21 protein-coding genes are annotated in these 23998 nt (G+C 41.9%); 13 read left to right on the top strand and 8 right to left on the bottom strand.

Annotation, left to right across the window (positions count from 1 at the left end):
• Positions 1-16: 16 nt before the first annotated feature.
• The 6 genes from murC (at position 17) to lpxC (ending at position 6705) form a co-directional block, all read left to right on the top strand.
• Entirely contained in the window at positions 17-1435 is a 1419-nt protein-coding gene (gene murC, locus LDO51_RS00695) for a UDP-N-acetylmuramate--L-alanine ligase (protein ID WP_154602698.1), read from the top strand.
• 2 nt (positions 1436-1437) lie between these two features.
• Positions 1438-2358, top strand: a complete 921-nt coding sequence (locus LDO51_RS00690; RefSeq protein ID WP_225575982.1) for a D-alanine--D-alanine ligase — start codon at positions 1438-1440, stop codon at positions 2356-2358.
• A gap of 1 nt (position 2359) precedes the next feature.
• Positions 2360-3172, top strand: coding sequence for a cell division protein FtsQ (ftsQ, locus tag LDO51_RS00685; RefSeq protein WP_225575981.1), 813 nt, complete (start codon positions 2360-2362; stop codon positions 3170-3172).
• Between the two features lie 44 nt (positions 3173-3216).
• Positions 3217-4473 carry a cell division protein FtsA gene (ftsA, locus tag LDO51_RS00680; protein WP_036951194.1) on the top strand — a complete coding sequence of 419 codons (1257 nt, stop codon included), beginning with the start codon at positions 3217-3219 and terminating at the stop codon, positions 4471-4473.
• A 57-nt stretch (positions 4474-4530) separates the two neighbouring features.
• Positions 4531-5688, top strand: coding sequence for a cell division protein FtsZ (gene ftsZ / locus LDO51_RS00675; RefSeq protein ID WP_036951193.1), 1158 nt, complete (start codon positions 4531-4533; stop codon positions 5686-5688).
• Between the two features lie 99 nt (positions 5689-5787).
• Positions 5788-6705 carry a UDP-3-O-acyl-N-acetylglucosamine deacetylase gene (gene lpxC / locus LDO51_RS00670; RefSeq protein WP_006660764.1) on the top strand — a complete coding sequence of 306 codons (918 nt, stop codon included), beginning with the start codon at positions 5788-5790 and terminating at the stop codon, positions 6703-6705.
• 36 nt (positions 6706-6741) lie between these two features.
• Here the strand turns inward: lpxC and LDO51_RS00665 are convergent, their stop codons facing one another.
• A complete protein-coding gene (locus LDO51_RS00665) occupies positions 6742-7263 on the bottom strand; it encodes a DUF721 domain-containing protein (protein ID WP_225575980.1) in 522 nt (173 codons plus the stop codon).
• Between the two features lie 86 nt (positions 7264-7349).
• On the opposite strand from LDO51_RS00665, the gene secM reads away from it, so the two are divergent.
• The 3 genes from secM (at position 7350) to mutT (ending at position 11142) form a co-directional block, all read left to right on the top strand.
• Entirely contained in the window at positions 7350-7877 is a 528-nt protein-coding gene (secM, locus tag LDO51_RS00660; protein WP_225575979.1) for a secA translation cis-regulator SecM, read from the top strand.
• A gap of 94 nt (positions 7878-7971) precedes the next feature.
• Positions 7972-10683, top strand: a complete 2712-nt coding sequence (gene secA, locus LDO51_RS00655; protein WP_225575978.1) for a preprotein translocase subunit SecA — start codon at positions 7972-7974, stop codon at positions 10681-10683.
• Positions 10684-10743: 60 nt separating this feature from the next.
• The gene (gene mutT / locus LDO51_RS00650; protein WP_225575977.1) at positions 10744-11142 is read left to right on the top strand and encodes an 8-oxo-dGTP diphosphatase MutT; all 399 of its coding nucleotides are present in this window, start codon (positions 10744-10746) and stop codon (positions 11140-11142) included.
• A gap of 81 nt (positions 11143-11223) precedes the next feature.
• Here mutT and yacG read toward each other — a convergent pair whose 3' ends face one another.
• The 7 genes from yacG to ampD form a co-directional block, all read right to left on the bottom strand.
• Positions 11224-11421, bottom strand: coding sequence for a DNA gyrase inhibitor YacG (yacG, locus tag LDO51_RS00645; RefSeq protein ID WP_225575976.1), 198 nt, complete (start codon positions 11419-11421; stop codon positions 11224-11226).
• A 15-nt stretch (positions 11422-11436) separates the two neighbouring features.
• Positions 11437-12195, bottom strand: a complete 759-nt coding sequence (zapD, locus tag LDO51_RS00640; protein ID WP_225575975.1) for a cell division protein ZapD — start codon at positions 12193-12195, stop codon at positions 11437-11439.
• Positions 12196-12203: 8 nt separating this feature from the next.
• The gene (gene coaE, locus LDO51_RS00635; RefSeq protein ID WP_225575974.1) at positions 12204-12809 is read right to left on the bottom strand and encodes a dephospho-CoA kinase; all 606 of its coding nucleotides are present in this window, start codon (positions 12807-12809) and stop codon (positions 12204-12206) included.
• 154 nt (positions 12810-12963) lie between these two features.
• Positions 12964-14148: a type II secretion system F family protein gene (locus LDO51_RS00630; protein ID WP_225575973.1), complete on the bottom strand. Its 1185-nt coding sequence runs from the start codon at positions 14146-14148 to the stop codon at positions 12964-12966.
• Between the two features lie 4 nt (positions 14149-14152).
• Positions 14153-15547, bottom strand: coding sequence for an ATPase, T2SS/T4P/T4SS family (locus tag LDO51_RS00625; RefSeq protein WP_225575972.1), 1395 nt, complete (start codon positions 15545-15547; stop codon positions 14153-14155).
• A gap of 14 nt (positions 15548-15561) precedes the next feature.
• On the bottom strand, positions 15562-15987 hold the full coding sequence (gene ppdD, locus LDO51_RS00620) for a prepilin peptidase-dependent pilin (RefSeq protein ID WP_225575971.1): 426 nt from the start codon (positions 15985-15987) through the stop codon (positions 15562-15564).
• A 296-nt stretch (positions 15988-16283) separates the two neighbouring features.
• Positions 16284-16820 carry a 1,6-anhydro-N-acetylmuramyl-L-alanine amidase AmpD gene (ampD, locus tag LDO51_RS00615; protein ID WP_263869884.1) on the bottom strand — a complete coding sequence of 179 codons (537 nt, stop codon included), beginning with the start codon at positions 16818-16820 and terminating at the stop codon, positions 16284-16286.
• A gap of 101 nt (positions 16821-16921) precedes the next feature.
• On the opposite strand from ampD, the gene nadC reads away from it, so the two are divergent.
• From nadC to aceF, 4 genes are all read left to right on the top strand, one after another.
• On the top strand, positions 16922-17839 hold the full coding sequence (nadC, locus tag LDO51_RS00610) for a carboxylating nicotinate-nucleotide diphosphorylase (protein ID WP_225575969.1): 918 nt from the start codon (positions 16922-16924) through the stop codon (positions 17837-17839).
• Positions 17840-18423: 584 nt separating this feature from the next.
• Positions 18424-19200, top strand: coding sequence for a pyruvate dehydrogenase complex transcriptional repressor PdhR (gene pdhR, locus LDO51_RS00605; RefSeq protein ID WP_154602546.1), 777 nt, complete (start codon positions 18424-18426; stop codon positions 19198-19200).
• Positions 19201-19412: 212 nt separating this feature from the next.
• Positions 19413-22079 (top strand): pyruvate dehydrogenase (acetyl-transferring), homodimeric type, encoded by a 2667-nt coding sequence (gene aceE / locus LDO51_RS00600; protein WP_225575968.1) that lies wholly within the window; start codon positions 19413-19415, stop codon positions 22077-22079.
• Positions 22080-22092: 13 nt separating this feature from the next.
• The gene (gene aceF, locus LDO51_RS00595) at positions 22093-23955 is read left to right on the top strand and encodes a pyruvate dehydrogenase complex dihydrolipoyllysine-residue acetyltransferase (RefSeq protein WP_225575967.1); all 1863 of its coding nucleotides are present in this window, start codon (positions 22093-22095) and stop codon (positions 23953-23955) included.
• Positions 23956-23998 lie beyond the last annotated feature (43 nt).

The following is a 23998-nucleotide window of genomic DNA, read 5'->3' as shown; positions in this document are numbered from 1 at the left end:
AACATCGGTGCCAGAAATGCGTAGAGTACGGCACATTCATTTTGTCGGCATCGGTGGTGCTGGCATGGGTGGTATCGCTGAAGTGTTGGCTAACGAAGGTTATGAAATTAGTGGTTCAGATTTAGCACCTAACGCAGTGACCCAGCAACTGACAGAGTTAGGCGCCACTATCTATTTTAATCATCGCCCTGAAAACGTTGAAAACGCGAGTGTGGTGGTAGTTTCTACGGCTATCTCTGCAGAGAATCCTGAAATTCAAGCTGCAAAAGAGCTGCGAATCCCCGTTATTCGTCGTGCTGAAATGCTGGCTGAATTAATGCGCTACCGTCATGGTATCGCAGTGGCGGGAACTCACGGTAAAACAACGACAACGGCAATGATTTCAGGGATCTACGCTCAAGCAGGCTTAGATCCAACATTTGTGAATGGCGGATTAGTGAAATCTGCGGGAACCCATGCGCGCTTAGGTAGTAGCCGTTATTTAATCGCTGAAGCGGACGAAAGTGATGCATCATTCTTGCATTTACAGCCACTTGTTGCGGTTGTGACAAATATTGAAGCTGACCACATGGATACCTATCAGGGCAATTTTGAAAACCTGACAGATACCTTCATCAACTTCCTGCATAACTTGCCATTCTATGGCCGTGCAGTGATGTGTATCGATGATCCCGTGATCCGTTCATTATTACCAAAAATCGGCCGTTACATTACCACTTACGGCTTTAGTGACGATGCGGATGTTCGTATCACCAAGTACGAGCAAAAAGGGAACCAAGGCTTTTTCACCATTGCTCGTGAAGGTATGCCAGAATTGACTGTTGTACTGAATGCACCTGGTCGCCACAATGCGCTCAATGCGACGGCCGCTGTTGCGGTGGCAACCGAAGAAGGCATCGACGATTTACATATTCTATCTGCATTAGTGGAGTTCCAAGGAACTGGCCGTCGTTTCGATTTCTTAGGCAACTATGCGCTGCGTAATGTGAATGGTAAAGAAGGCGAAGTGATGCTAGTGGATGACTATGGTCACCACCCTACAGAAGTCGACGCCACGATTAAAGCCGCTCGCGCAGGCTGGCCAGATAAACGCATCGTGATGGTTTTCCAGCCTCATCGTTATACACGTACTCGTGACTTATACGATGATTTTGCAAACGTGCTAGGGCAGGTCGATGTCTTGCTCATGTTGGAAGTTTATTCGGCGGGTGAGAAGCCAGTTCCGGGGGCTGATAGCCGCTCACTATGCCGTACAATCCGCAGTCGTGGGCAGGTTGATCCTATTTTTGTGGCAGAACCTGAACAAGTTTCACATATGCTGGCACAAGTTCTTGATGATAACGACTTAATTTTAGTTCAAGGCGCAGGAAATATTGGTAAAATAGCCAAAAATCTAGCAGAAACGAAATTACAGCCACCGATGGTTGAGGAATAAGCATGACAGAAAAAATCGCGGTTCTATTTGGCGGCACATCTGCTGAGCGTGAAGTATCACTTCAGTCTGGCAATGCCGTATTGGCGGGATTACGCCAAGCGGGCGTTGATGCGCATCCAATTGATACCCAAGATTTTCCTGTTATTGCATTAAAAGAGGCTGGGTTTGATAAAGCCTTTATCGCCTTACATGGTCGTGGCGGGGAAGACGGCACGATCCAAGGTATGCTTGAGTTTCTGGGGCTTCCATACACTGGCAGTGGCGTAATGGCATCTGCGCTGAGTATGGATAAACTACGCACCAAACAACTTTGGCAAGGTGCTGGACTCAGTGTTTCTCCATATATTTCACTTAACAAGCAGAAATATACTAATATTAAAAAAGAGCAGTTAGCTCAGCAAGTTAAGCACTTAGGACTGCCACTTATCGTTAAACCGAGTTTGGAAGGTTCCAGTGTTGGAATGAGTAAGGTTGACTCTCTGAATGCATTGCCAGAAGCCATTGAGCTTGCTTTCCAGTTTGATGATACGTTATTGATTGAAAAGTGGTTAAGTGGTCCTGAATATACGGTAGCGGTACTCGGTGATGAGGTTCTACCTTCAATCCGCATTCAGCCGCCGGGTATTTTTTATGACTATGAAGCGAAATATTTATCTGATGAGACTCAATATTTCTGCCCAAGTGGTTTAACAAACGACCTTGAAGCAAAACTGGCAGATATCGCAATACAAGCTTATCAAGCGGTAGGCTGTCGTGGCTGGGGACGGGTTGATGTGATACAAGATAGTGATGGGGAGTTCTATTTACTCGAAGTGAATACTTCGCCGGGAATGACCAGTCACAGTTTAGTTCCAATGGCTGCGCGTCAAGCAGGTTTGGATTTTTCGCAGTTAGTGGTACGTATTTTGGAATTGGCTAGTTGATATGTCACAGGCAGCGTTAAATGTAAGGCATCATAATCAAAATAGCGGTCAAGATGAAGATCCGCGCTTAAGACCAAGTAATGGGGCTTTTTTGGGCGGATTGATTTTCTTCCTCATGGTTGTCGGCACCATTGTGTGGAGCGGCTGGACTGTGATGAATTGGATGAAGGATGCAGATAGGCTGCCAATGTCCAAACTGATATTAACGGGAGAGCGCAATTACACCACCAATGACGATGTGCGAAAGGCAATTTTGTCATTAGGTCAGCCGGGAACCTTTATGACGGTGGATGTGAAAGCGATTCAAAACCAAATCAGTATGATGCCGTGGATACGCCAAGTTACAGTGCGTAAACAGTGGCCTGATGAATTAAAAATCCATATTGCTGAGTACAAACCCTACGCAAGATGGAATGACCAAAACATGGTCGACCAAGAAGGGCGTGTATTTACCCTTCCGCCAAGTCAAAATGGTAAAGGCGATTATGTAATGCTTTATGGTCCGCAAGGAAGCCAAACAGAGGTTTTGAAAGAATTTGCTGTTCTAAGTGGTATTTTGGCGAAAAATAATTTGAAACTAAAATCCGTTTCTATGACAGCACGCCATGCATGGCAGATTATTTTAGATAATGATGTAAGAGTCGAGCTTGGGAAAAAAGATGTGTTAGAACGGTTAAACCGTTTTCTCGAGCTTTATCCGCTTTTACAGCAAACGACTGATAAACGCGTTGACTATGTTGATTTGCGTTATACCAGTGGGGCAGCGGTGGGGTGGGCTCCTTTATTAGTTGACGCACCGCAAGGCTTCCAATAAGACAAATTGCTAATAACTCAAATTAGGCAGATAGGCAGAAGCAAATGATTAAAGCGACGGACAGAAAATTAGTGGTAGGCCTTGAAATTGGAACTTCCAAGGTGTCAGCCCTTGTAGGAGAAATTCTGCCCGATGGTATGGTTAATATTATTGGGGTGGGAAGCTGTCCATCTCGCGGAATGGACAAAGGTGGCGTTAACGATCTTGAGTCGGTTGTTAAATGCGTCCAAAGAGCGATTGACCAAGCTGAATTAATGGCAGATTGCCAAATTTCTTCTGTTTACCTTGCATTATCAGGTAAACATGTGAGCTGCCAAAATGAGATTGGGATGGTGCCAATCTCCGAAGAAGAAGTGACACAAGAAGACGTGGACAGCGTAGTTCACACGGCGAAATCTGTCAGAGTTAAAGACGAACACCGAATTTTGCATGTTATTCCGCAAGAATTCGCGATTGACTACCAAGAAGGCATTAAAAATCCAGTGGGTCTTTCTGGTGTTCGTATGCAAGCTAAAGTTCATCTGATCACTTGCCATAACGATATGGCGAAGAACATTGTGAAAGCCGTTGAGCGTTGCGGATTAAAAGTTGACCAGCTTATTTTTGCTGGCCTTGCTGCAAGTTACAGTGTGTTGACTGAAGATGAGCGCGAATTAGGTGTCTGTGTTGTTGATGTTGGTGGCGGCACAATGGACATGGCGGTTTATACGGGTGGTGCTTTGCGTCATACCAAAGTGATCCCATACGCAGGTAATGTGGTGACAAGTGATATCGCTTACGCATTTGGTACGCCACCAACAGACGCAGAAGCAATTAAAGTGCGTCACGGTTGTGCAGTGGGTTCGATTGTGAGTAAAGATGAAACGGTGGAAGTACCGAGTGTTGGCGGGCGTCCACCAAGAAGTTTACAGCGTCAAACCTTAGCAGAAGTGATTGAGCCACGGTATACTGAGCTGTTAAATTTAGTCAATGAAGAAATTTTAAATTTACAGGAACAGTTACGCCAGCAAGGTGTCAAACACCACTTAGCGGCAGGGATAGTTTTGACTGGTGGGGCAGCACAGATTGATGGGCTAGTTGAATGCGCTCAAAAAGTGTTCCATACACAGGTCAGAATTGGTACCCCACTTAATATAACAGGATTAACGGATTATGCTCAGGAGCCGTACTACTCCACAGCGGTAGGGCTTCTGCATTACGGTAAAGAAAGCCACCTTGGCGATGATACCGAAACGGAAAAACGTGCTTCAGTTAGCGGGTGGTTTAGTAAGCTCACCAGTTGGCTGAGAAAAGAATTTTAATTTTTATTTAGAAGCATATGATTAGCTTCGATAGTAAGCACAAAACGGAGAGACATTATGTTTGAACCAATGGAGCTAACCAACGATGCGGTGATTAAAGTCATCGGCGTTGGCGGCGGCGGCGGAAATGCCGTTGAACACATGGTACGCGAGCGCATTGAGGGTGTTGAGTTCTTTGCAGTCAACACCGACGCACAAGCCCTGCGTAAAACCGCAGTTGGGCAAACCATTCAGATCGGTACAGGTATTACTAAAGGTCTGGGTGCGGGTGCAAATCCAGAAGTCGGCCGTAATGCGGCAGAAGAAGACCGTGAAGCACTGCGCAATGCTCTTGATGGCGCAGACATGGTGTTCATTGCTGCGGGTATGGGCGGTGGAACTGGCACTGGTGCAGCACCAGTTGTTGCTGAAGTTGCTAAAGAATTAGGTATCCTAACCGTTGCTGTCGTGACTAAGCCATTCAATTTTGAAGGCAAAAAGCGCATGGCATTCGCGGAAGCGGGTATCACTGAGCTGTCTAAGCACGTTGACTCGCTGATCACTATCCCTAACGACAAGTTACTGAAAGTACTTGGTCGTGGTATCTCTTTACTGGATGCTTTTGGTGCGGCTAACGACGTATTAAAAGGTGCGGTTCAAGGTATCGCTGAGCTGATCACTCGCCCAGGTTTAATGAACGTGGACTTTGCTGACGTACGTACCGTGATGTCAGAAATGGGTTACGCGATGATGGGTTCAGGTGTGGCTCGTGGCGAAGATAGAGCTGAAGAAGCTGCTGAAATGGCAATTTCTAGCCCACTTTTGGAAGATATCGACCTGTCTGGCGCGCGTGGTGTTCTGGTCAACATCACTGCTGGTTTTGACCTGCGCTTGGATGAGTTTGAAACAGTGGGTAATACCATTCGTGCATTCGCATCGGATAATGCGACTGTCGTAATCGGTACCTCTTTAGACCCAGAAATGCATGAAGAATTGCGCGTGACTGTTGTTGCTACGGGTATTGGTATGGACAAACGTCCAGAAATTACTTTAGTGAGCAATAAAATGTCTCAGCAAGCTTCTATGGAGCAACGCTATCAGCAAATGCAAAATAGCATGTCTTCATTAAACGATGAAAAACCAGCTGCAAAAGCCGTTAACGACCAAAATACACAAGTAAATAAAGAGCCGGATTACTTAGACATCCCAGCTTTCTTGCGTAAACAGGCCGATTAATTTTTAATTAGATTGGTTTTTCCGCTTTTTGTGCTAAAATTTTCTACTGGTTATCAGTTAAGATAGCCAGTAGGACTTATAACATTGCGAGAAAATACGATGATCAAACAACGGACACTTAAACGTATTATTAAAGCGACTGGTGTTGGTTTACATACCGGCAAGAAAGTTACGCTTACTTTACGTCCGGCACCGGCCAATACCGGGGTCATCTACCGTCGTACTGACCTTAATCCACCGGTAGATTTTCCGGCAGATGCGAAATCAGTTCGCGATACTATGTTATGTACTTGCTTAGTCAACGAAGATAACGTACGTATTTCGACGGTTGAACATTTGAATGCTGCTTTAGCAGGATTAGGCATCGATAACATTGTTATTGAAGTCAATGCGCCTGAAATCCCGATTATGGATGGCAGTGCTGCACCGTTTGTTTTCTTACTGCTAGATGGCGGTATTGAAGAATTAAATTGTGCGAAGAAATTCTTACGCATTAAAGAAACTGTACGTGTTGAAGATGGTGATAAGTGGGCAGAAATGTCTCCATACAATGGCTTTAGCCTTGATTTTACTATTGATTTTCAACACCCTGCAATTGATAGCAGCACGCAACGCTATGCAATGGATTTCTCTGCGGAATCTTTTGTAAACCAAATTAGCCGCGCGCGTACCTTCGGTTTCATGCGTGACATTGAATATCTGCAATCGAAAGGCCTATGCTTAGGTGGTAGTTTTGACTGTGCTATCGTCGTTGATGACTATAAAGTACTTAACGAAGATGGTTTACGCTTTGAAGATGAATTCGTTCGTCACAAAATGCTCGATGCAATTGGTGACTTATTCATGTGTGGACATAACATTATTGGTGCATTCACTGCATTTAAATCTGGCCACGCACTGAATAATAAATTGCTGCAAGCGGTTCTTGCTAAAGAGTCTGCTTGGGATCTGGTCACTTTTGAAGACGAAGCTGAATTACCTCTAGCATTCAAAGCGCCTTCCACTGTATTTGCATAATAGTATCTATTATGCGGCTATCTCTGCCAGTCAGAGTTAGCCTTTTCTGTTGGCTGCATTAGTACTCTCTCCGGCTAATGCAGCCAACCGCTCAAACTTCTCTTTTAATCCCTTTGGACTCTTTTGTGCTAGTCTTAATAACTGCTCAGCAGTTTGCATACTAATCTGTCTTTGATTGCGATTTTCTTTTTGATTCACTGATTGCTTATTCAATGAGCTATTTTGCTTAGATTTTCGTATAAGATCGGGATTGATTCTGATGTCGATGGAAGATAAAGATGGTAGAATAGACGACCTTAATGCGGAAAGAAGGTTAATTTTTTCATAATTAAGGCGGGTCATCCAACTGGCATTAGCCACTTCGATAACCATAATGTTATTACGGTAGTTTGCCACACGACACATAGGTTTAATTTCTGCTGGCAGCAAACTTTTAACAACACGATTCAATTTTAGAATGGCTTTTGCATTTCGTTGAATAGTTTGTAAAGTGTTTGATGTTTTCGCCAGAGATTCTTCGAGAACATCGAAAAGTGCTTGTGGATGACTATCTCTCATTGTGGACTCTCATTTTGCGCGATTGCTAAAGATGTCAGAACATAATTGGGAATCATACTTTAATCTATAAATTATATAAGAGTTTGATGGGCATTTTAAATTTTTGGCGACATTTAGGTAGACGATACTTTTGGTCCCACCTGTTATTAGGTGTTGTGGCTACGGGTGTTGGCTTGCCTACAATTTTAAATGCCTTATCAGAATCTCAGCAAGCTCAAGTTAATTCTGCGCCAGCCAATCGACAAAGCCAAGCTGTAAATGCTTTCGATAACTTATTTGCACAGCAGAACTCTCAACGCTCTTCATCCTCATCTTCTTACTCGGTTAATTACTGGCAGCAACATGCGGTACGTAATGTCATCCGCCAACTGACTTTTGCCTTTTCAACAACAGAAGATGAAGATACCGACAAAAGCAAGCTACAAAAAGAGACGCTATTTGCCCCTCAGTTAATGCTAGATACGCTATACGCGATGTTGGCTCAGCGATCTCTACAATGGGACGTGGCAACAACTCAAGCTAGCGAACATATCTACCCTCTCTTTACTGTTTATCAGCCCGCGATTTGGGTTGCTCAGGTACATGGCATTCGGGCTGGACCCTTTTTCGCCTAAATCCATTTAACGATGCAAAGCCTGCCATTGGGCGCTTCTCATCGTGTCAAAAATTACTGATTCAAATAATTAATTGATTTACCTGAGAAAAAATATGTTAACTAAATTATTAACCAAAGTATTTGGTAGCCGTAATGACCGTACTCTGCGCCGCCTACGTAAAGAAGTGGAAAAAATTAACAAGCTAGAGCCTGAGTTTGAGAAATTATCGGATGACGAGCTGAAAGCCAAAACCGTAGAATTTCGTGAGCGTTTAAAACAGGGCGAAAGCATTGAAAATATGATCCCTGAAGCGTTTGCGACAGTGCGTGAAGCGAGTAAACGTGTATTCGGTATGCGTCACTTCGACGTTCAGTTAATCGGTGGTATGGTTCTGAATGAGCGCTGTATTGCAGAAATGCGTACAGGTGAAGGTAAAACACTGACTGCAACGCTGCCAGCATACATTAACGCATTATCAGGCAAAGGGGTTCACGTTGTTACAGTGAACGATTACCTAGCAAAACGAGATGCGGAAAATAACCGTCCATTATTCGAGTTTTTAGGCTTAACCGTTGGTATTAACTTATCGGGTATGGCTCCACCTGCAAAGCGCCAAGCTTATGCGGAAGACATTACTTACGGTACCAACAATGAGTTTGGTTTCGACTATCTACGTGACAACATGGCGTTTAGCCCAGAAGATCGCGTTCAACGTAAACTGCACTACGCATTAGTGGATGAGGTGGACTCCATTCTTATCGATGAAGCGCGTACGCCACTGATCATTTCAGGTCCAGCGGAAGACAGCTCAGACCTGTATATTAAAGTGGATAAACTGATCCCGAAATTAGTTCGCCAAGAAAAAGAAGACTCAGACACTTTCCAAGGTGAAGGTCACTTCTCTGTTGATGAAAAATCTCGTCAGGTAACAATTACAGAGCGCGGTCTGGTTCTGGTTGAAGAATTACTGGTAAAAGCAGGTTTAATGGATGAAGGCGAATCGCTTTATTCGCCATCAAACATCATGCTGATGCACCACGTCATGGCGGGTTTACGTGCCCACGCACTGTTTACTCGTGATGTTGATTATATTGTTAAAGATAACCAAGTCATCATTGTCGATGAACATACAGGCCGTACAATGGAAGGGCGCCGTTGGTCTGATGGTCTACACCAAGCTGTTGAAGCGAAAGAAGGTGTTGAGATCCATAATGAAAACCAAACATTAGCCTCTATTACTTTCCAGAACTATTTCCGCTTATATGAAAAATTAGCGGGCATGACGGGTACTGCGGATACGGAAGCTTTCGAGTTTAGCTCTATCTATAAGCTGGACACGATTGTTATCCCAACTAACCGCCCAATGGTTCGTAAAGATATGCCTGATTTAGTCTATATGACTGAAGCAGACAAATTTGATGCAATTATTGAAGATATCCGTGATAAAACCGCCAAAGGTCAGCCAGTTCTGGTCGGTACTATTTCGATTGAAAAGTCTGAATTAATTTCCCATGCGCTGACTAAAGCGAAAATTGCTCATAACGTATTGAATGCGAAATTCCACGCAATGGAAGCTGATATTATCGCGAATGCGGGGCAAAAAAGCGCGGTAACCATCGCAACTAACATGGCGGGTCGTGGTACCGATATCATGTTAGGGGGAAGCTGGCAGTCAGAAGTGGCTGCGTTAGAAAACCCAACGCAAGAACAAATTGATGAAATCAAAGCGAACTGGAAAATTCGTCACGATGAAGTATTAGCGGCTGGTGGTTTACATATCATCGGTACAGAGCGCCATGAATCTCGCCGTATCGATAACCAGTTACGTGGTCGTGCGGGACGTCAAGGTGATGCTGGTTCATCACGTTTCTATCTGTCAATGGAAGATGCTTTAATGCGTATCTTCGCATCAGACCGTGTAACGGGCATGATGAAAAAACTGGGTATGAAACCGGGTGAAGCTATTGAACACCCTTGGGTCACAAAAGCAATTGCTAACGCACAGCGTAAAGTTGAAAGCCGTAACTTTGATATTCGTAAACAATTACTTGAATATGATGATGTGGCTAGTGACCAACGTCGTGCCATCTATACTCAGCGTAATGAACTGCTGGATGGCGGCGATATTAAAGAAACCGTAGACAGCATTCGTGAAGATGTATTTACCACTATTATTGATGCATATATTCCGCCTCAATCACTGGAAGAAATGTGGGATATCGATGGTCTGCAAAAACGTTTAGTAAACGATTTTGACCTCGATTTACCAATTCAAGAGTGGTTAGATAAAGAGCCTGAACTTCACGAAGAAACCTTGCGTGAACGCATTATGGAAAAAGCGATTGAAATTTACCAACGTAAAGAAGAGATCGTTAGCTCTGAAGCAATGCGTAATTTCGAAAAAGGCGTTATGTTGCAAACGCTGGATACATTATGGAAAGAGCATTTGGCTTCCATGGACTATTTACGTCAAGGTATCCATTTACGTGGTTATGCACAAAAAGATCCAAAACAAGAATACAAACGTGAATCCTTCAGTATGTTTGCCAACATGTTGGAAGCATTGAAATATGAAGTAATCAGTACCTTGTCAAAAGTACAAGTACGTTTACCGGAAGAAGTTGAAGCGTTAGAGCAACAACGTCGTGAAGAAGCTGAACGTCTGGCGAAGAAACAGCATTTAAGCCATGAGGCTGAAGCTGAATCGCTAATGACAGAGGCAGAGGCGAAGATTGCAACCCAAGGTAATAAAATTGGTCGTAATGACCCATGCCCTTGTGGTTCCGGTAAGAAATACAAGCAGTGCCATGGCCGCTTAAATTAATTTAGAATTCAATAGATAATCAATAAAGGCGGGGAAACCCGCCTTTTTAGTGAAGAAATTATGGAAAAAAAACATCTGCATATTGCCGCTGGGATCATTCGTAATGCTCAGCAACATATTTTTATTACTCAGCGACCAGAAGGTACTCACATGGCTGGGTTTTGGGAGTTTCCTGGGGGAAAGCTGGAAAAAGGGGAAAATCCTAAGGACGCACTGGTCCGTGAATTGGAAGAAGAAGTGGGTATTGCGGTGATTGACTGTGATTTATTCCATCAAGTTGATCATGAATTTGACGATAGATTTATTACGCTCTACTTCTTTATGGTTTCAGGCTGGGAAAATGATCCCTATGGAAAAGAAGGGCAAAAATCACGTTGGGTTGAACAGCAAAGCTTAGTGGCTGAAGAGTTTCCACCTGCTAATCGCGTGATTGTTGATATGCTGACGAAGGACGCATAACAGCAAGTCGTTAGTAATAAAGATGAAAATAGCCTAATGCAGAGATTTGGCTATTTTCAGGATCAACGCAGATAAGTGAAATTAATGCTCAGGTGCTTCACTCCAATTATCGCTATCGGAAATTTCACCTTGGCTTTCAATACGTTTTTCTTCGGCGGCCCACTCACCTAAATCAATCAATTGACATCTTTTGCTGCAAAATGGACGAAAAGGGCTGGATTCATTCCAAGTCACGACTTTTTGGCAAGTCGGACAATTGACTTCAATAATTTCATTCATACATCGACTCTCAAACTAACAACAGGCTAACTGAAAACGAATTATGTCTGGGAGTATACCATTCTCGCTATCGATATGAAGAAAACGTAAGGCAAAACGCGTTTTATGCCCTGAAATTTGAGGGTATATCAAATGTTCAGGCGATAATCTAATACGTAAAAGCTCTTTTCCTTCGACATTACCTTGGAAAAAACCATTGTGAGATTCGGAAGATTCAAAACTTCCATTCTGGCGGATTAGCGATAACACGGTTTTTAAGGCATCTTGCAGAGGATCTAAACTATTTAGCCAGCTTTGGATTTCATTATCTCTATCTGATTGAGGGATATTTAGCCACAGTTGAAGGGTGGGCAAATCAAAGCTACAGCATCCACCGGGAATGCTGAGGCGTTGGCGAACCATGCTAATAATTTTATCATTACGTAGTTGATGACCAAATCGAGGTGCGGACATTAAACTGCTTAGTTTCGGTGTTAGGTCGTTTAAAAGAGCGGTGATTAATGTTTTATCAACGTTTGGGGCATCGGCCCAACTGAGTAGCCTACTTTTTTGTTTTTCGAGTTCTTTGATAAGGTCAGAGCGAACTTCACCTCTATCCAAAATTTCAATCAGTTCAGAAACAGAGCGGAAAAAGGCGATTCCAGATGAGTAGGAGGTAATATGGCTCTGTTCATAAATTTGCATTAATAATGTTTCAAGCCGCAGCCAAGAACGAATTTTTTCATTCATTGGATATTCATAAGTAACCAAAGTTGTTTCGATTTTTTCGCTCATGCTCATTCCTATTCTTTTTGTGCTGCAAGTGCTAGGTATTGCCTGTGTAGTTCTGCAACTCTATTTGGCAGCTCAGTATCATCTGTATGATTAGTGATGATATCGTCAGCATACGACAACCTTTCTTCTCGAGATACTTGAGCATTTAATATATTAATAACATGCTCTAGGCTGGTGTCATCACGTCTAATGGTTCTCTCTATTTGTTCTTCTTTTGTTACATCAACGACAAGAACACGATCTGCTAAATGCGAAATTTTATTTTCAATAAGCAGGGGGACCACCCATAGAACATAAGGATAGTTAACCTGCTGAAGTTGTTTCTGCGTTTCTTGTTGTATCAAAGGATGAAGCAGCGCATTTAGCCACGCTTTTTCCTTAGGTTCGGAAAAAACAACTGTCCGCAGAAAACCTCTATTTAAAGTGCCATCATGGTTTAATACAGATTGACCAAAGTGCTGTTGAATGCTGATCAATGCAGAGGTATTAGGTTCAACAACTTGGCGGGCGATGACATCAGCATCAACAAGGGGTACCCCAAGTTTAGCAAATTCGTTGGCAACAGTTGTTTTACCACTTCCTATCCCCCCTGTGAGGGCAACAATATAAGACATAAATGATTCATTAGTTCACGGGAAATAAGTCAGAGTACACTGAAAGTTTTAATTTGTCTTTATACAATTGAGTCAAGTTATCATGTTATGGATATATGTTTGATTACAATCTATTTTTACTATCTAAATTGAACTGTTTTTTATTGATAATAAGCTACACTCCAGAAATGACTGAGCCTAATTTAAATATTGGTAAATACATTGCAAACATTATTAGGCAGATAATGATAGCTATAAATAAGAGTAATATAGGTTCAAGGTTCTTAAGGTGATGTTCTGTAATGGTCTTATATTGCTGAGAGTAATACTTAAATAAATATAATGTAAAATATTCTAGTTTGCCAGATTCTTCTGCCAAAGATATTAATTGAATTGCTAATTTTGGAAATAGTTGAGTATTTTTCATTGCATCAGATAATGAAGCTCCTCTAAGAATTGAGTGATAAATTTCATGACACTCTTCCTTGTATTTATGATTCATTATTGTTTTAGTTGAGCAATCAATGCATTCCATGAGAGGTAATCCTGATTTTAGTGTGGAAGATAATGTTAAAAAGTAGATATTCAAATTTTTGGCTCTGATAATATTCGTTATATAGGGAAGATATTGTATTAAATGACTCAGTTTTCTGAACAGAAAGGACTTGTATTTAATAAATGAAAATATAGTTGTAATCAGTGTGAATAGAATCCATTGAACATTTTCAATCAGAGTATCCGATATTATGATGACCGCCTTTGTTATGGGGGGTAATTCTTGTTGAAAGCTTTCGTAAATTTCAACAAACTGCGGGATGACAAAACACAGCATGATAATAATTAATAGGCTTGAAAATCCTATGAGGGTAATTGGGTAACGTAAGGCTTTTTTTATTAAAACTGATGTTTTTTGGTTATGTTCAAGCATGTTCTTTATAATCAAAAAGCTTTCATCATATTTTCCGGTTTTTTCGGCGATTAGGATCAAGCTAATTATTGTGCTATTAAAAATATGTGGGTAATTTTTTAGATTTTTAATAAAGCTAATGCCTTTTTCTAGATCATTGATTGCTTGATTGATGAGATCCTTCCAAAAAGGTAAATGACAATTAAGTTTAAGTAGTTGAAAGCATTTTAATAAACTAATGCCTGAGGAAGATAGTATATTTAGTTGATGGAAAAAATGAATTCTGTAATTTAAATTTTCCATATCTAATATGAATATAGATTTTAATTTTATTGATATTGGAATTTGACCTCGTTTGATTATTTCTAAAAAAGCCTGTTTTTTGTTTTTTGCTACTAAGCTATCAGTTATATAGGAATTATTTTCAAGTGAAGTGTAATAATATACAAACATTAATTTACTCTCCTTGCCCGATGACGGAATAAATTTCTTGTAATGTTGTTTCTCCAGCTTCAACTCGTTCAAGGCCTGCTTGAAATAAATTTTTGAAATTATCAGCTAAATCACCATTATCTTTTAATATAAAGTCAAGTTGCGTTTGATCGAGGTATTCATAAATTGCGGTGCGCCCCATAAATCCAGAAAAACAGTGTTCGCACCCTGTAGAGTGATATTCATTAATATTCCGCATTGGGTTTATCGGAGTAATGCGTGTCGTTTCTTGTTTACAGTATGTGCATAGTTTTCTAACTAAGCGCTGAGCGATAACCATTTTTAAACAAGATTGAAGCTGGTTTCTATCAACGCCTAGTTGTTCCATGCGTGTAATAGCACTGACTGTACAATTAGTATGGAGCGTTGATAGAACAAGGTGGCCTGTTTGTGCAGCTCGAGCAGCTATTTGAGCAGTTTCTTCGTCTCTAATTTCACCTATCATAATAACATCAGGATCTTGTCGAAGTAGTGCACGAAGAATAAAAGCAAAAGTAAGTGAATATTTTTCGTGTACTTGTGTTTGGTTGATTCCCCCTAGGGGGATCTCAATAGGGTCTTCAATGGTGGATATATTTCTTGATGTTTGATTAAGGTATTCCAGTGCACTATAAAGTGTGACAGTTTTACCGCTACCTGTAGGTCCCGTCACGAGAATCAATCCTTGCGGTTTTTGTAATGTGTTTTTTAGTAAGGGTAATAGAGTCGGGCACATTCCAATTTGTTCAAGGGAGTATTTCAGCTGAGTATTTAATAATCTCAGAACTAATTTCTCACCGTGAAGTGTGGGTATGCTGGAAAGACGGATACTAAAGTTCTTGCGCTCAAAATTCCAATTCATTTGCCCATCCTGAGGCATTCTTTTTTCTGCAATATTCATTTTTGACAATATTTTTATTCGGGCAATAACCTCATTGTTTATTTCATGAGGCGGTGAAGGGATAACGTAGAGTTTTCCATCCACTCTAAGGCGAATTTTTAGGTTATGCTTGGTTGGTTCAAGGTGAATATCAGATGCACGCTTTCTTACCGCCATCTTTAATAAATCATCGACAAAATCAACGGCAGGCGATACCACATTGATAGGTTCAAGAGTGTTAGCCTGATAATCATTTTCCTCGTCATTGATTTCTAAAACATGGCGATTGAAATAATGGTCAATTTTTTCTTTAGGCCATATTTCATAACAAACGGGTACGCTGGCAATAAAACGTAATGTGGATAATAAATTATCATTGGGTGTTTCTATCGTAGCGATGGATAGCCTTTTTTCGTTGTAATCGATAATCACGATATAGTTTTTGTCACAAAGCACTTTGAGTTCTTTGAAAATATAATGGCTTTCCCTAGATGTGCGCATTGTTAATCCCTTAATTAGAAGTTCAGTGTTTTCTCACAAAGTTTTTTTAGATCCGCATTAGTATCAGCTTGGCAATTGATACTCCACGAAAATGGCGATGTGGCTGTTGAGCTGGTGGGGGTCAAAATACCCGTAAGACCCGTTAATGTTTTGTCACCAACAAAGGTAATGACACCTGCTTTTGCATCAACCTGTTTTAGATACTTTCCTTTTATATTGCTCGGTATATCTTCTTTTCCTGAATTACATTTGTCTAAAAGACCTTGGTTAAAGCTACACAGTTCCACACTGTTTTTATAAGGCAAAATTGTTTGTAGTACATCGGTCATGGCTGCTTTTTGCATATAGCTTTGATAACCCGGTATAGCAACTGCACTGAGTATTGAAATTATTGCGATAACAACCATTATTTCGATTAAGGAAAATCCTTTCTGATCCATGAGCAAAACCTCTTTGATAGTGTGAGGCTTCATCATAAAAGACATTTTTAGTGAAAATACGAATTGAAAATTCAGGTTACGAGTGGCTTTGTAAAGTGATCTTGCAAATGATGAGATGTCTCATTTTATTTCGAGCGTTCTCGCAAAAACATGCCAAGAATATTTTTTCTAATAAAAATGAGTTTGTCAGACTGATATAAATAGAGGCATATCAGGAAAAGGGGCTAATGGGGTAGTTGCCCTCATTAGCTAAGATAATAGGCGGATGATTCGTAAAAATTATCAGTTGGCAAAGCTTAGAGTGCGTTTTTATAGTGCAGCCAATCAAAGTAAGGGCCTGGGTCAGTTTTTCGATGGGGAGCAATATCGCTATGACCTGTAATATTCTGCTCAATCTGAGGGAATTCAGTTATCAGTAACTTGGTGAGTTTGGCTAAAGTTATATATTGAGCTTCAGTGAAGGCTTCATAATCCGTACCTTCAAGTTCAATGCCGATAGAGAAGTCGTTACATTTTTCTCGTCCTTGATAATTGGATTGTCCTGCATGCCATGCGCGCTTATTGAAAGGTACATATTGAATAATTTCTCCATCACGACGGATGAGGCAATGGGCTGAAACACGTAGATGTTTAATGTCATCGAAAAAAGGGTGTTCTTCGGGATTTAAAGTGCCAGTAAATAGTTGGTTAATATAAGGACCACCAAACTGCCCAGGTGGAAGGCTGATATTGTGAATGACGAGAAGTGAAGGTTCTTCGCCCTCAGGCCGGTCATCATGATGTAGGGAAGGGATATGAGTCACATTATTTAGCCAACCATCATGTATTTTCATATCAGTATCCATAGTATGCTCTTTTCTTTTTTGTAAGTACCCGTAATTAAGAAAGATTAGCATAGTTGAAATCCATACGGGTGCATATTTTGGAGTAAATAATGACTACACGACGCTATGATGAACAAGAAAGACGCAAACTGTTAATGGCAAGATTGATTACCGATATTCCTTTTATGGTCAGTGTTGCTTTAAAAGAAGATCTCGGTCAGGTCGTTGATTATAAAAGGGATATTACAGGGCAGCTATTAAATGAAGATGCCCAAGCTACAGCTCGAATTATTACCCGTGAAGAAGGTATTTTTTGCGGACAAAAATGGCTCGAGGAGGTTTTTTACCAACTAGGTAATAAAGTTAAGGTGGATTGGAAGGTTCAAGACGGCGATAAGGTTTCACCAGATCAAATATTATGTGAGATGAGAGGACCTTCTCAAATTCTACTCACTGGTGAAAGAACGGCGTTGAATTTTGTGCAAACGCTATCTTCGGTTTCCACAGTGACTGCAAAGTATGTTGCTTTTCTTGAAGGTACTCGAACTAAATTATTAGATACCCGTAAAACTATCCCAGGTTTGCGGAGCGCATTAAAGTATGCAGTTCTCATGGGGGGGGGATATAACCACCGATTAGGTTTGTCTGATGCTTATCTAATCAAAGAAAATCATATTATTTCAGCCGGCTCTGTTTCCCAAGCGGTATCGCTTGCTCGCCAAGCTCATTTAGATGTTCCTATTGAAGTCGAGGTCGAAAATCTAGAAGAGCTGTTACAGGCTCTCAAAGCTCAAGCTGATATTATTATGCTTGATAACTTTACGACTGACATGATGAAAGATGCCGTTGTTCTCACGGATGGTAAAGCTGCTTTAGAAGTATCAGGAAATGTGACAGATAAAACGATCCGAGAGTTTGCATTGACAGGTATTGATTTCATTTCAGTAGGCGCCTTGACGAAACATATTCAGGCATTAGATCTCTCAATGCGATTCATTGAACCTGAAAGCCAGACTGAGCTGATTTAAACTATACAGTGAGGCAACAAAGACAAGGGGAGGTTGATAGATTATACATCACCCCTTAAAAAATGAAGGGCTATGTAGATAGCGACTATCTTTTAAACACTCATTCATGATGATTGCATTGTACTGAATATTTACAGAATACTTTTTACCATTGACATGCCGTTTTCATGTGATTAATTGCGCAAGCGTATTTTTACTAATTATGGATTTAACAAATCATTAACTTTGTTAGGGGCGTTTTTTGTAAAAGTGTGCTCAATGTTTATTCTTTGATTTCTTATTCTGTTTTTATGATTTTCAATGCATAAATTGGTAAGCTGTAACGGTTCAGTTTTGATTTTTCCGGCATAAAAAATCATATTTTTTGTTAAAATTGTGTGTTGTTTAATCAAGGGGTGGTTATTAATTAGTGCTTTTTTTAAAAAAAATCGTTAAAACTTGCAGGATTTTATGATTTAGCTCAAGGTCTTTATGGACAGATAGTGAATACTTTGTTACTTTATTAAGCCATAAAATAATTGGTATGACCAATTAACATTGGGTACTAGATAATCAATAATTACTCACTATGAAAATGGCAGATTATGACTTACGGTAAAATTCGCCAACCAAAGTTATCAGATGTAATCGAGCAGCGGCTTGAGCATCTCATATTCGAGGGGACTTTACGCCCCGGCGAAAAGCTGCCTCCTGAACGTGAACTTGCTAAGCAATTTGATGTCTCAAGGCCATCAGTACGTGAAGCTATTCAAACCTTAGAGGCCAAAGGTCTTCTATCTCGTCGTCAAGGTGGTGGCACATTTGTACAAAAACAGATGTGGCAAAGTTTTAGTGACCCATTGACCGAATTACTTGCTGGTAACCCAGAATCTCAATTAGATCTTCTTGAAACGCGTCATGCATTGGAAGGCATCGCTGCTTACTATGCTGCATTACGTGGTACGGAAGAAGATTTAGAGCGTATCCGCCAAAGCTATGAATTGATTAAATCAGCTCAGAAAAGTGGTGATCTTAACGCGGAATCAGATGCGGTATTACAGTATCAACTGATTGTAACGGAAGCTGCTCATAATGTAGTGCTGTTACACTTGTTGCGTTGCATGATCCCTATGTTAGAGCAAAATATTCGCCAGAATTTTGAGTTCCTATATACCCGTAAAGAGATGTACAACGCGGTAAGCGAGCATAGAGAACAGATTTTTTCTGCTATTGTCGCAAGGGAACCTGAAAAAGCGAGAGAAGCATCTCATCGACATCTTGCTTTTATTGAAGATTTGTTGCTGGACATTGGGCGTGAGCAGACTCGTCGAGAGCGTTCATTACGTCGCTTACAGCAACATCCGGATCTAGACCAGATTTAAGGCAAGATTAGCTTTAAAGCTAGACCAGATTTAAAATTGGTAGTGTAGATCCTGACTGCTGCGTCTACATTACTGTGAGTACTCTTAATTAGAGATAAAGCGGCAACTACATCAGGGCCTATCTTCCCGCTGTTTTCATTAACATGAAGAAAATGGCAGGAAGATAGGCTCCACATAACCATATAAAATAGATAACAGATAAGGAATACACCATGTCAGATATGTTAAAAAATGACGTGGATCCGATTGAAACTCGCGACTGGCTACAGGCGATTGAATCGGTCATCCGTGAAGAAGGTGTTGATCGTGCACAGTTTATTATCGAACAGGTATTAAGCGAAGCACGTAAAGGCGGTGTTAACATTGCCGCTGGTGCATCTGGTAGTTCTGATTATATCAACACAATTGCTGTTGAAGATGAACCTGCATACCCTGGTAACATGGATTTAGAACGCCGTATCCGTTCTGCAATTCGCTGGAACGCTGTAATGACCGTTCTGCGTGCATCTAAAAAGGATTTAGAACTGGGTGGTCATATGGCATCATTCCAGTCTTCCGCAACTTTATATGAAGTTTGCTTCAACCACTTCTTCCGTGCTCATAACAATAATGACGGTGGTGACTTAGTCTTCTTCCAAGGCCATATCTCCCCTGGTATCTATGCGCGTGCATTCTTAGAAGGCCGCTTAACTGAAGAGCAGATGAATAACTTCCGTCAAGAAATTGGTGGTAACGGTCTGTCTTCTTATCCGCACCCTAAATTAATGCCTGACTTCTGGCAGTTCCCAACCGTATCGATGGGTCTGGGTCCAATCAATGCTATCTACCAAGCTAAATTCCTGAAATATTTGGATAACCGCGGTCTGAAAGATACTTCAGCACAGCGTGTTTATGCGTTCTTAGGTGATGGTGAGATGGATGAGCCAGAATCTAAAGGTGCAATTACTATCGCAACTCGCGATAAGTTAGATAACTTAGTTTTCGTTATTAACTGTAACCTGCAACGTCTTGATGGCCCAGTAACAGGTAACGGTAAAATCGTTAACGAATTAGAAGGCATCTTCAGTGGTGCTGGCTGGCAAGTTATCAAAGTTATGTGGGGCGACCGTTGGGACGAGCTGCTGCGTAAAGATACAACCGGCAAACTGGTTCAATTGATGAACGAAACCCTTGACGGTGACTATCAAACATTTAAATCACGTGATGGTGCATACGTACGTGAGCACTTCTTCAACCGTTATCCAGAAACGGCTGCATTAGTGAAAGATATGACTGATGACGAAATTTGGGCGCTGAACCGTGGTGGTCACGATCCGAAGAAAGTGTATGCAGCATTCAAAAAAGCACAAGAAACCAAAGGCAAACCAACTGTTATTTTAGCTCAAACCATCAAAGGTTATGGTATGGGTGAAACAGCAGAAGGCAAAAACATTGCTCACCAAGTTAAGAAAATGAACATGGACGGCGTTCGCCACTTCCGTGATCAGTTCAATGTGCCAGTTGCTGATGATCAAATCGAAAAACTGCCATTAATCACTTTTGATAAAGATTCCGAAGAATACAAATATCTGCACGAACGTCGCCAAGCTCTGGGTGGTTACTTACCAGCTCGTCGCGCTAAATTTGATGAAAAACTGGAAATTCCAGCTTTGTCAGATTTCAGCCAATTACTGGAAGAACAATCTAAAGAGATTTCAACAACAATCGCATTCGTCCGCGCACTGAATGTTATGTTGAAAAACAACTCGATCAAAGAGCGTTTAGTACCAATCATCGCTGACGAAGCACGTACTTTTGGTATGGAAGGCCTGTTCCGTCAAATTGGTATCTACAGCCCGAAAGGTCAGCAATATACTCCGCAAGATCGTGAGCAAGTTGCTTACTATAAAGAAGACTCTAAAGGTCAGATCCTGCAAGAAGGTATCAACGAACTGGGTGCAGGTTCTTCATGGTTAGCGGCTGCAACATCATACAGCACCAATAACCTGCCTATGATCCCATTCTATATCTACTACTCTATGTTTGGTTTCCAACGTATTGGCGACTTAATGTGGGCAGCAGGTGACCAACAAGCTCGTGGCTTCCTGATCGGTGGTACTTCTGGTCGTACAACACTGAACGGTGAAGGCTTACAGCACGAAGATGGTCATAGCCATATTCAATCACTGACTATCCCTAACTGTATTTCTTATGACCCAGCTTACGCTTACGAAGTTGCGGTTATCATGCAAGACGGTTTAGAGCGTATGTATGGTGAGAAACAAGAGAATGTGTACTACTACATCACGACTCTGAACGAAAACTATCACATGCACGCAATGCCAGAAGGCGTTGAAGAAGGTATCCGTAAAGGTATCTATAAACTGGCTTCAGTTGAAGGCAGCAAAGGTAAAGTGCAGTTATTAGGTTCTGGTTCTATGATGCGCCACGTTCGTGAAGCTGCCGATGTCTTGGCTGCGGAATACGGAATTGGTTCTGACGTGTATAGCGTAACATCATTCACTGAATTGGCTCGTGATGGTCAAGATTGTGAGCGTTGGAACATGCTGCACCCATCAGCAACGCCACGTGTACCTTATGTAGCGCAAGTTATGAATGATGCACCAGCTGTTGCATCGACTGACTACATGAAACTGTTTGCTGAGCAAATCCGTACTTATGTTCCAGCCAGTGAGTATCGTGTATTAGGTACTGACGGTTTCGGTCGCTCTGACAGCCGTGAGAATCTGCGTCACCACTTCGAAGTGGATACAACGTATGTCATCGTTGCAGCGTTAGGTGAATTGGCTAAACGTGGTGAGATTGATGTTAAAGTCGTTGAAGAAGCGATTAAAAAATACAACATCAATCCAGATAAAGTTAACCCACGTTTGGCATAAGAGGTAATAATCAATGTCTATTGAAATCCAAGTGCCAGATATCGGTGCTGATGAAGTTGAAGTCACCGAAGTAATGGTAAAAGTTGGTGATAAAGTAGAAGCCGAGCAATCGCTCATCACTGTTGAAGGTGATAAAGCTTCTATGGAAGTCCCATCTCCACAAGCGGGTGTGGTTAAAGAGATTAAAATTGCAGTGGGTGACAAAGTTGCTACTGGTAAATTAATCATGATTTTTGACTCAGCAGAAGGTGCATCTGCGCCAGCAGCAGCGCCTGCGGCTCCAGTGGCGGCGCCAGCTGCTCCTGCTGCAGCAGCACTGAAAGAAGTCGCTGTACCAGATATCGGTGGCGATGAAGTTGAAGTCACTGAGATCATGGTTAAAGTGGGTGATGCAATCACGGCTGAACAATCTCTGATTACCGTTGAAGGCGATAAAGCGTCAATGGAAGTACCGGCACCATTCGCAGGTACAGTTAAAGAGATCAAGATTGCGACTGGCGATAAAGTGAAAACTGGCTCGCTGATCATGGTATTCGAAGTTGCGGGCGCAGCGCCTGCAGCAGCGGTTTCTGCTCCAGCAGCACCGGCAGCGGCACCAGCCGCAGCGGCAATCAAAGACGTTAACGTACCAGATATCGGTGGTGATGAAGTTGAAGTTACCGAAGTCATGGTCAAAGTTGGCGACACCGTAACTGCTGAACAATCTTTAATCACCGTTGAAGGCGACAAAGCATCAATGGAAGTACCGGCACCATTCGCAGGTACAGTTAAAGAGATTAAGATTGCGACTGGCGATAAAGTCAAAACTGGCTCGCTGATCATGGTATTCGAAGTTGCGGGTGCAGCACCTGCACCTACAGCAGCTCCTGCTTCTGCACCAGTTGCAGCTCCAGCAGCGCCAGTAGCCTCTGCGCCAGCTAAAGCCGCTGATAGCAAAAATGAATTTGTTGAGAACGATGCGTATATTCATGCAACACCAGTAATTCGCCGTTTAGCGCGCGAATTTGGTGTGAATTTAGCGAAAGTGAAAGGTACAGGCCGTAAAGGTCGTATCTTACGTGAAGACGTTCAAGCTTACGTTAAAGATGCAATTAAACGTGCAGAAGCACCAGCAGCAGCTGGCGGTGGTTTACCAGGTATGCTTCCATGGCCGAAAATTGATTACAGCAAATTTGGTGAAGTTGAAGAAGTTGAGCTGGGCCGCATCCAGAAAATTTCTGGCGCTAACCTGAGCCGTAACTGGGTCATGATCCCGCACGTAACTCTGATGGAAGAAGTGGATACCACTGAAGTTGAAGAGTTCCGTAAGCAGCAGAACAAAGAAGCTGAGAAGAAAAAACTGGATGTGAAAATCACTCCGCTGGTCTTCGTGATGAAAGCGGTTGCTCGTGCTCTGGAAGAAATGCCACGCTTCAACAGCTCTATTTCAGAAGATGCACAGCGTCTGTTCCTGAAAAAATATATCAACATCGGTATCGCTGTAGATACGCCAAATGGCTTAGTTGTTCCTGTTTTCAAAGACGTGAACAAAAAAGGCATTATGGAGTTATCTCGTGAGCTGGGTGAAGTGTCTAAGAAAGCACGTGCAGGTAAACTGACCGCTTCTGATATGCAAGGTGGTTGCTTCACTATCTCTAGCTTAGGTGGTATCGGAACTACCGGTTTTGCACCGATTGTGAATGCGCCGGAAGTGGCAATTATGGGGCTGTCCCGCTCTTCTATCAAACCAGTTTGGAATGGTAGTGAGTTCGTTCCACGCCTGATCCTGCCAATGTCTCTGTCATTTGACCACCGTGTGATTGATGGCGCTGATGGTGCGCGCTTCATCACTTTAGTGGGACAACTGATGAGCGATATTCGCCGTCTGGTAATGTAACTAATAAGACCGGTCAATTGACCGGTCTGTTTTATTTAGGCTG

Source organism: Providencia alcalifaciens, assembly GCF_020271745.1.
In the GTDB taxonomy this organism is placed as follows: domain Bacteria; phylum Pseudomonadota; class Gammaproteobacteria; order Enterobacterales; family Enterobacteriaceae; genus Providencia; species Providencia alcalifaciens_B.
The sequence above is the reverse complement of the archived record's forward strand: the minus strand, read 5'-3'. Positions and strand labels throughout refer to the sequence as shown.

What these genes read in the sequence shown, in the direction of transcription:
- murC (WP_154602698.1), top strand. Translation starts at nt 17, where the DNA reads ATGCGTAGAGTACGGCACATTCATTTTGTCGGCATCGGTGGTGCTGGC.
- LDO51_RS00690 (WP_225575982.1), top strand. Translation starts at nt 1,438, where the DNA reads ATGACAGAAAAAATCGCGGTTCTATTTGGCGGCACATCTGCTGAGCGT.
- ftsQ (WP_225575981.1), top strand. Translation starts at nt 2,360, where the DNA reads ATGTCACAGGCAGCGTTAAATGTAAGGCATCATAATCAAAATAGCGGT.
- ftsA (WP_036951194.1), top strand. Translation starts at nt 3,217, where the DNA reads ATGATTAAAGCGACGGACAGAAAATTAGTGGTAGGCCTTGAAATTGGA.
- ftsZ (WP_036951193.1), top strand. Translation starts at nt 4,531, where the DNA reads ATGTTTGAACCAATGGAGCTAACCAACGATGCGGTGATTAAAGTCATC.
- lpxC (WP_006660764.1), top strand. Translation starts at nt 5,788, where the DNA reads ATGATCAAACAACGGACACTTAAACGTATTATTAAAGCGACTGGTGTT.
- LDO51_RS00665 (WP_225575980.1), bottom strand. Translation starts at nt 7,263, where the DNA reads ATGAGAGATAGTCATCCACAAGCACTTTTCGATGTTCTCGAAGAATCT.
- secM (WP_225575979.1), top strand. Translation starts at nt 7,350, where the DNA reads ATGGGCATTTTAAATTTTTGGCGACATTTAGGTAGACGATACTTTTGG.
- secA (WP_225575978.1), top strand. Translation starts at nt 7,972, where the DNA reads ATGTTAACTAAATTATTAACCAAAGTATTTGGTAGCCGTAATGACCGT.
- mutT (WP_225575977.1), top strand. Translation starts at nt 10,744, where the DNA reads ATGGAAAAAAAACATCTGCATATTGCCGCTGGGATCATTCGTAATGCT.
- yacG (WP_225575976.1), bottom strand. Translation starts at nt 11,421, where the DNA reads ATGAATGAAATTATTGAAGTCAATTGTCCGACTTGCCAAAAAGTCGTG.
- zapD (WP_225575975.1), bottom strand. Translation starts at nt 12,195, where the DNA reads ATGAGCGAAAAAATCGAAACAACTTTGGTTACTTATGAATATCCAATG.
- coaE (WP_225575974.1), bottom strand. Translation starts at nt 12,809, where the DNA reads ATGTCTTATATTGTTGCCCTCACAGGGGGGATAGGAAGTGGTAAAACA.
- LDO51_RS00630 (WP_225575973.1), bottom strand. Translation starts at nt 14,148, where the DNA reads ATGTTTGTATATTATTACACTTCACTTGAAAATAATTCCTATATAACT.
- LDO51_RS00625 (WP_225575972.1), bottom strand. Translation starts at nt 15,547, where the DNA reads ATGCGCACATCTAGGGAAAGCCATTATATTTTCAAAGAACTCAAAGTG.
- ppdD (WP_225575971.1), bottom strand. Translation starts at nt 15,987, where the DNA reads ATGGATCAGAAAGGATTTTCCTTAATCGAAATAATGGTTGTTATCGCA.
- ampD (WP_263869884.1), bottom strand. Translation starts at nt 16,820, where the DNA reads ATGAAAATACATGATGGTTGGCTAAATAATGTGACTCATATCCCTTCC.
- nadC (WP_225575969.1), top strand. Translation starts at nt 16,922, where the DNA reads ATGACTACACGACGCTATGATGAACAAGAAAGACGCAAACTGTTAATG.
- pdhR (WP_154602546.1), top strand. Translation starts at nt 18,424, where the DNA reads ATGACTTACGGTAAAATTCGCCAACCAAAGTTATCAGATGTAATCGAG.
- aceE (WP_225575968.1), top strand. Translation starts at nt 19,413, where the DNA reads ATGTCAGATATGTTAAAAAATGACGTGGATCCGATTGAAACTCGCGAC.
- aceF (WP_225575967.1), top strand. Translation starts at nt 22,093, where the DNA reads ATGTCTATTGAAATCCAAGTGCCAGATATCGGTGCTGATGAAGTTGAA.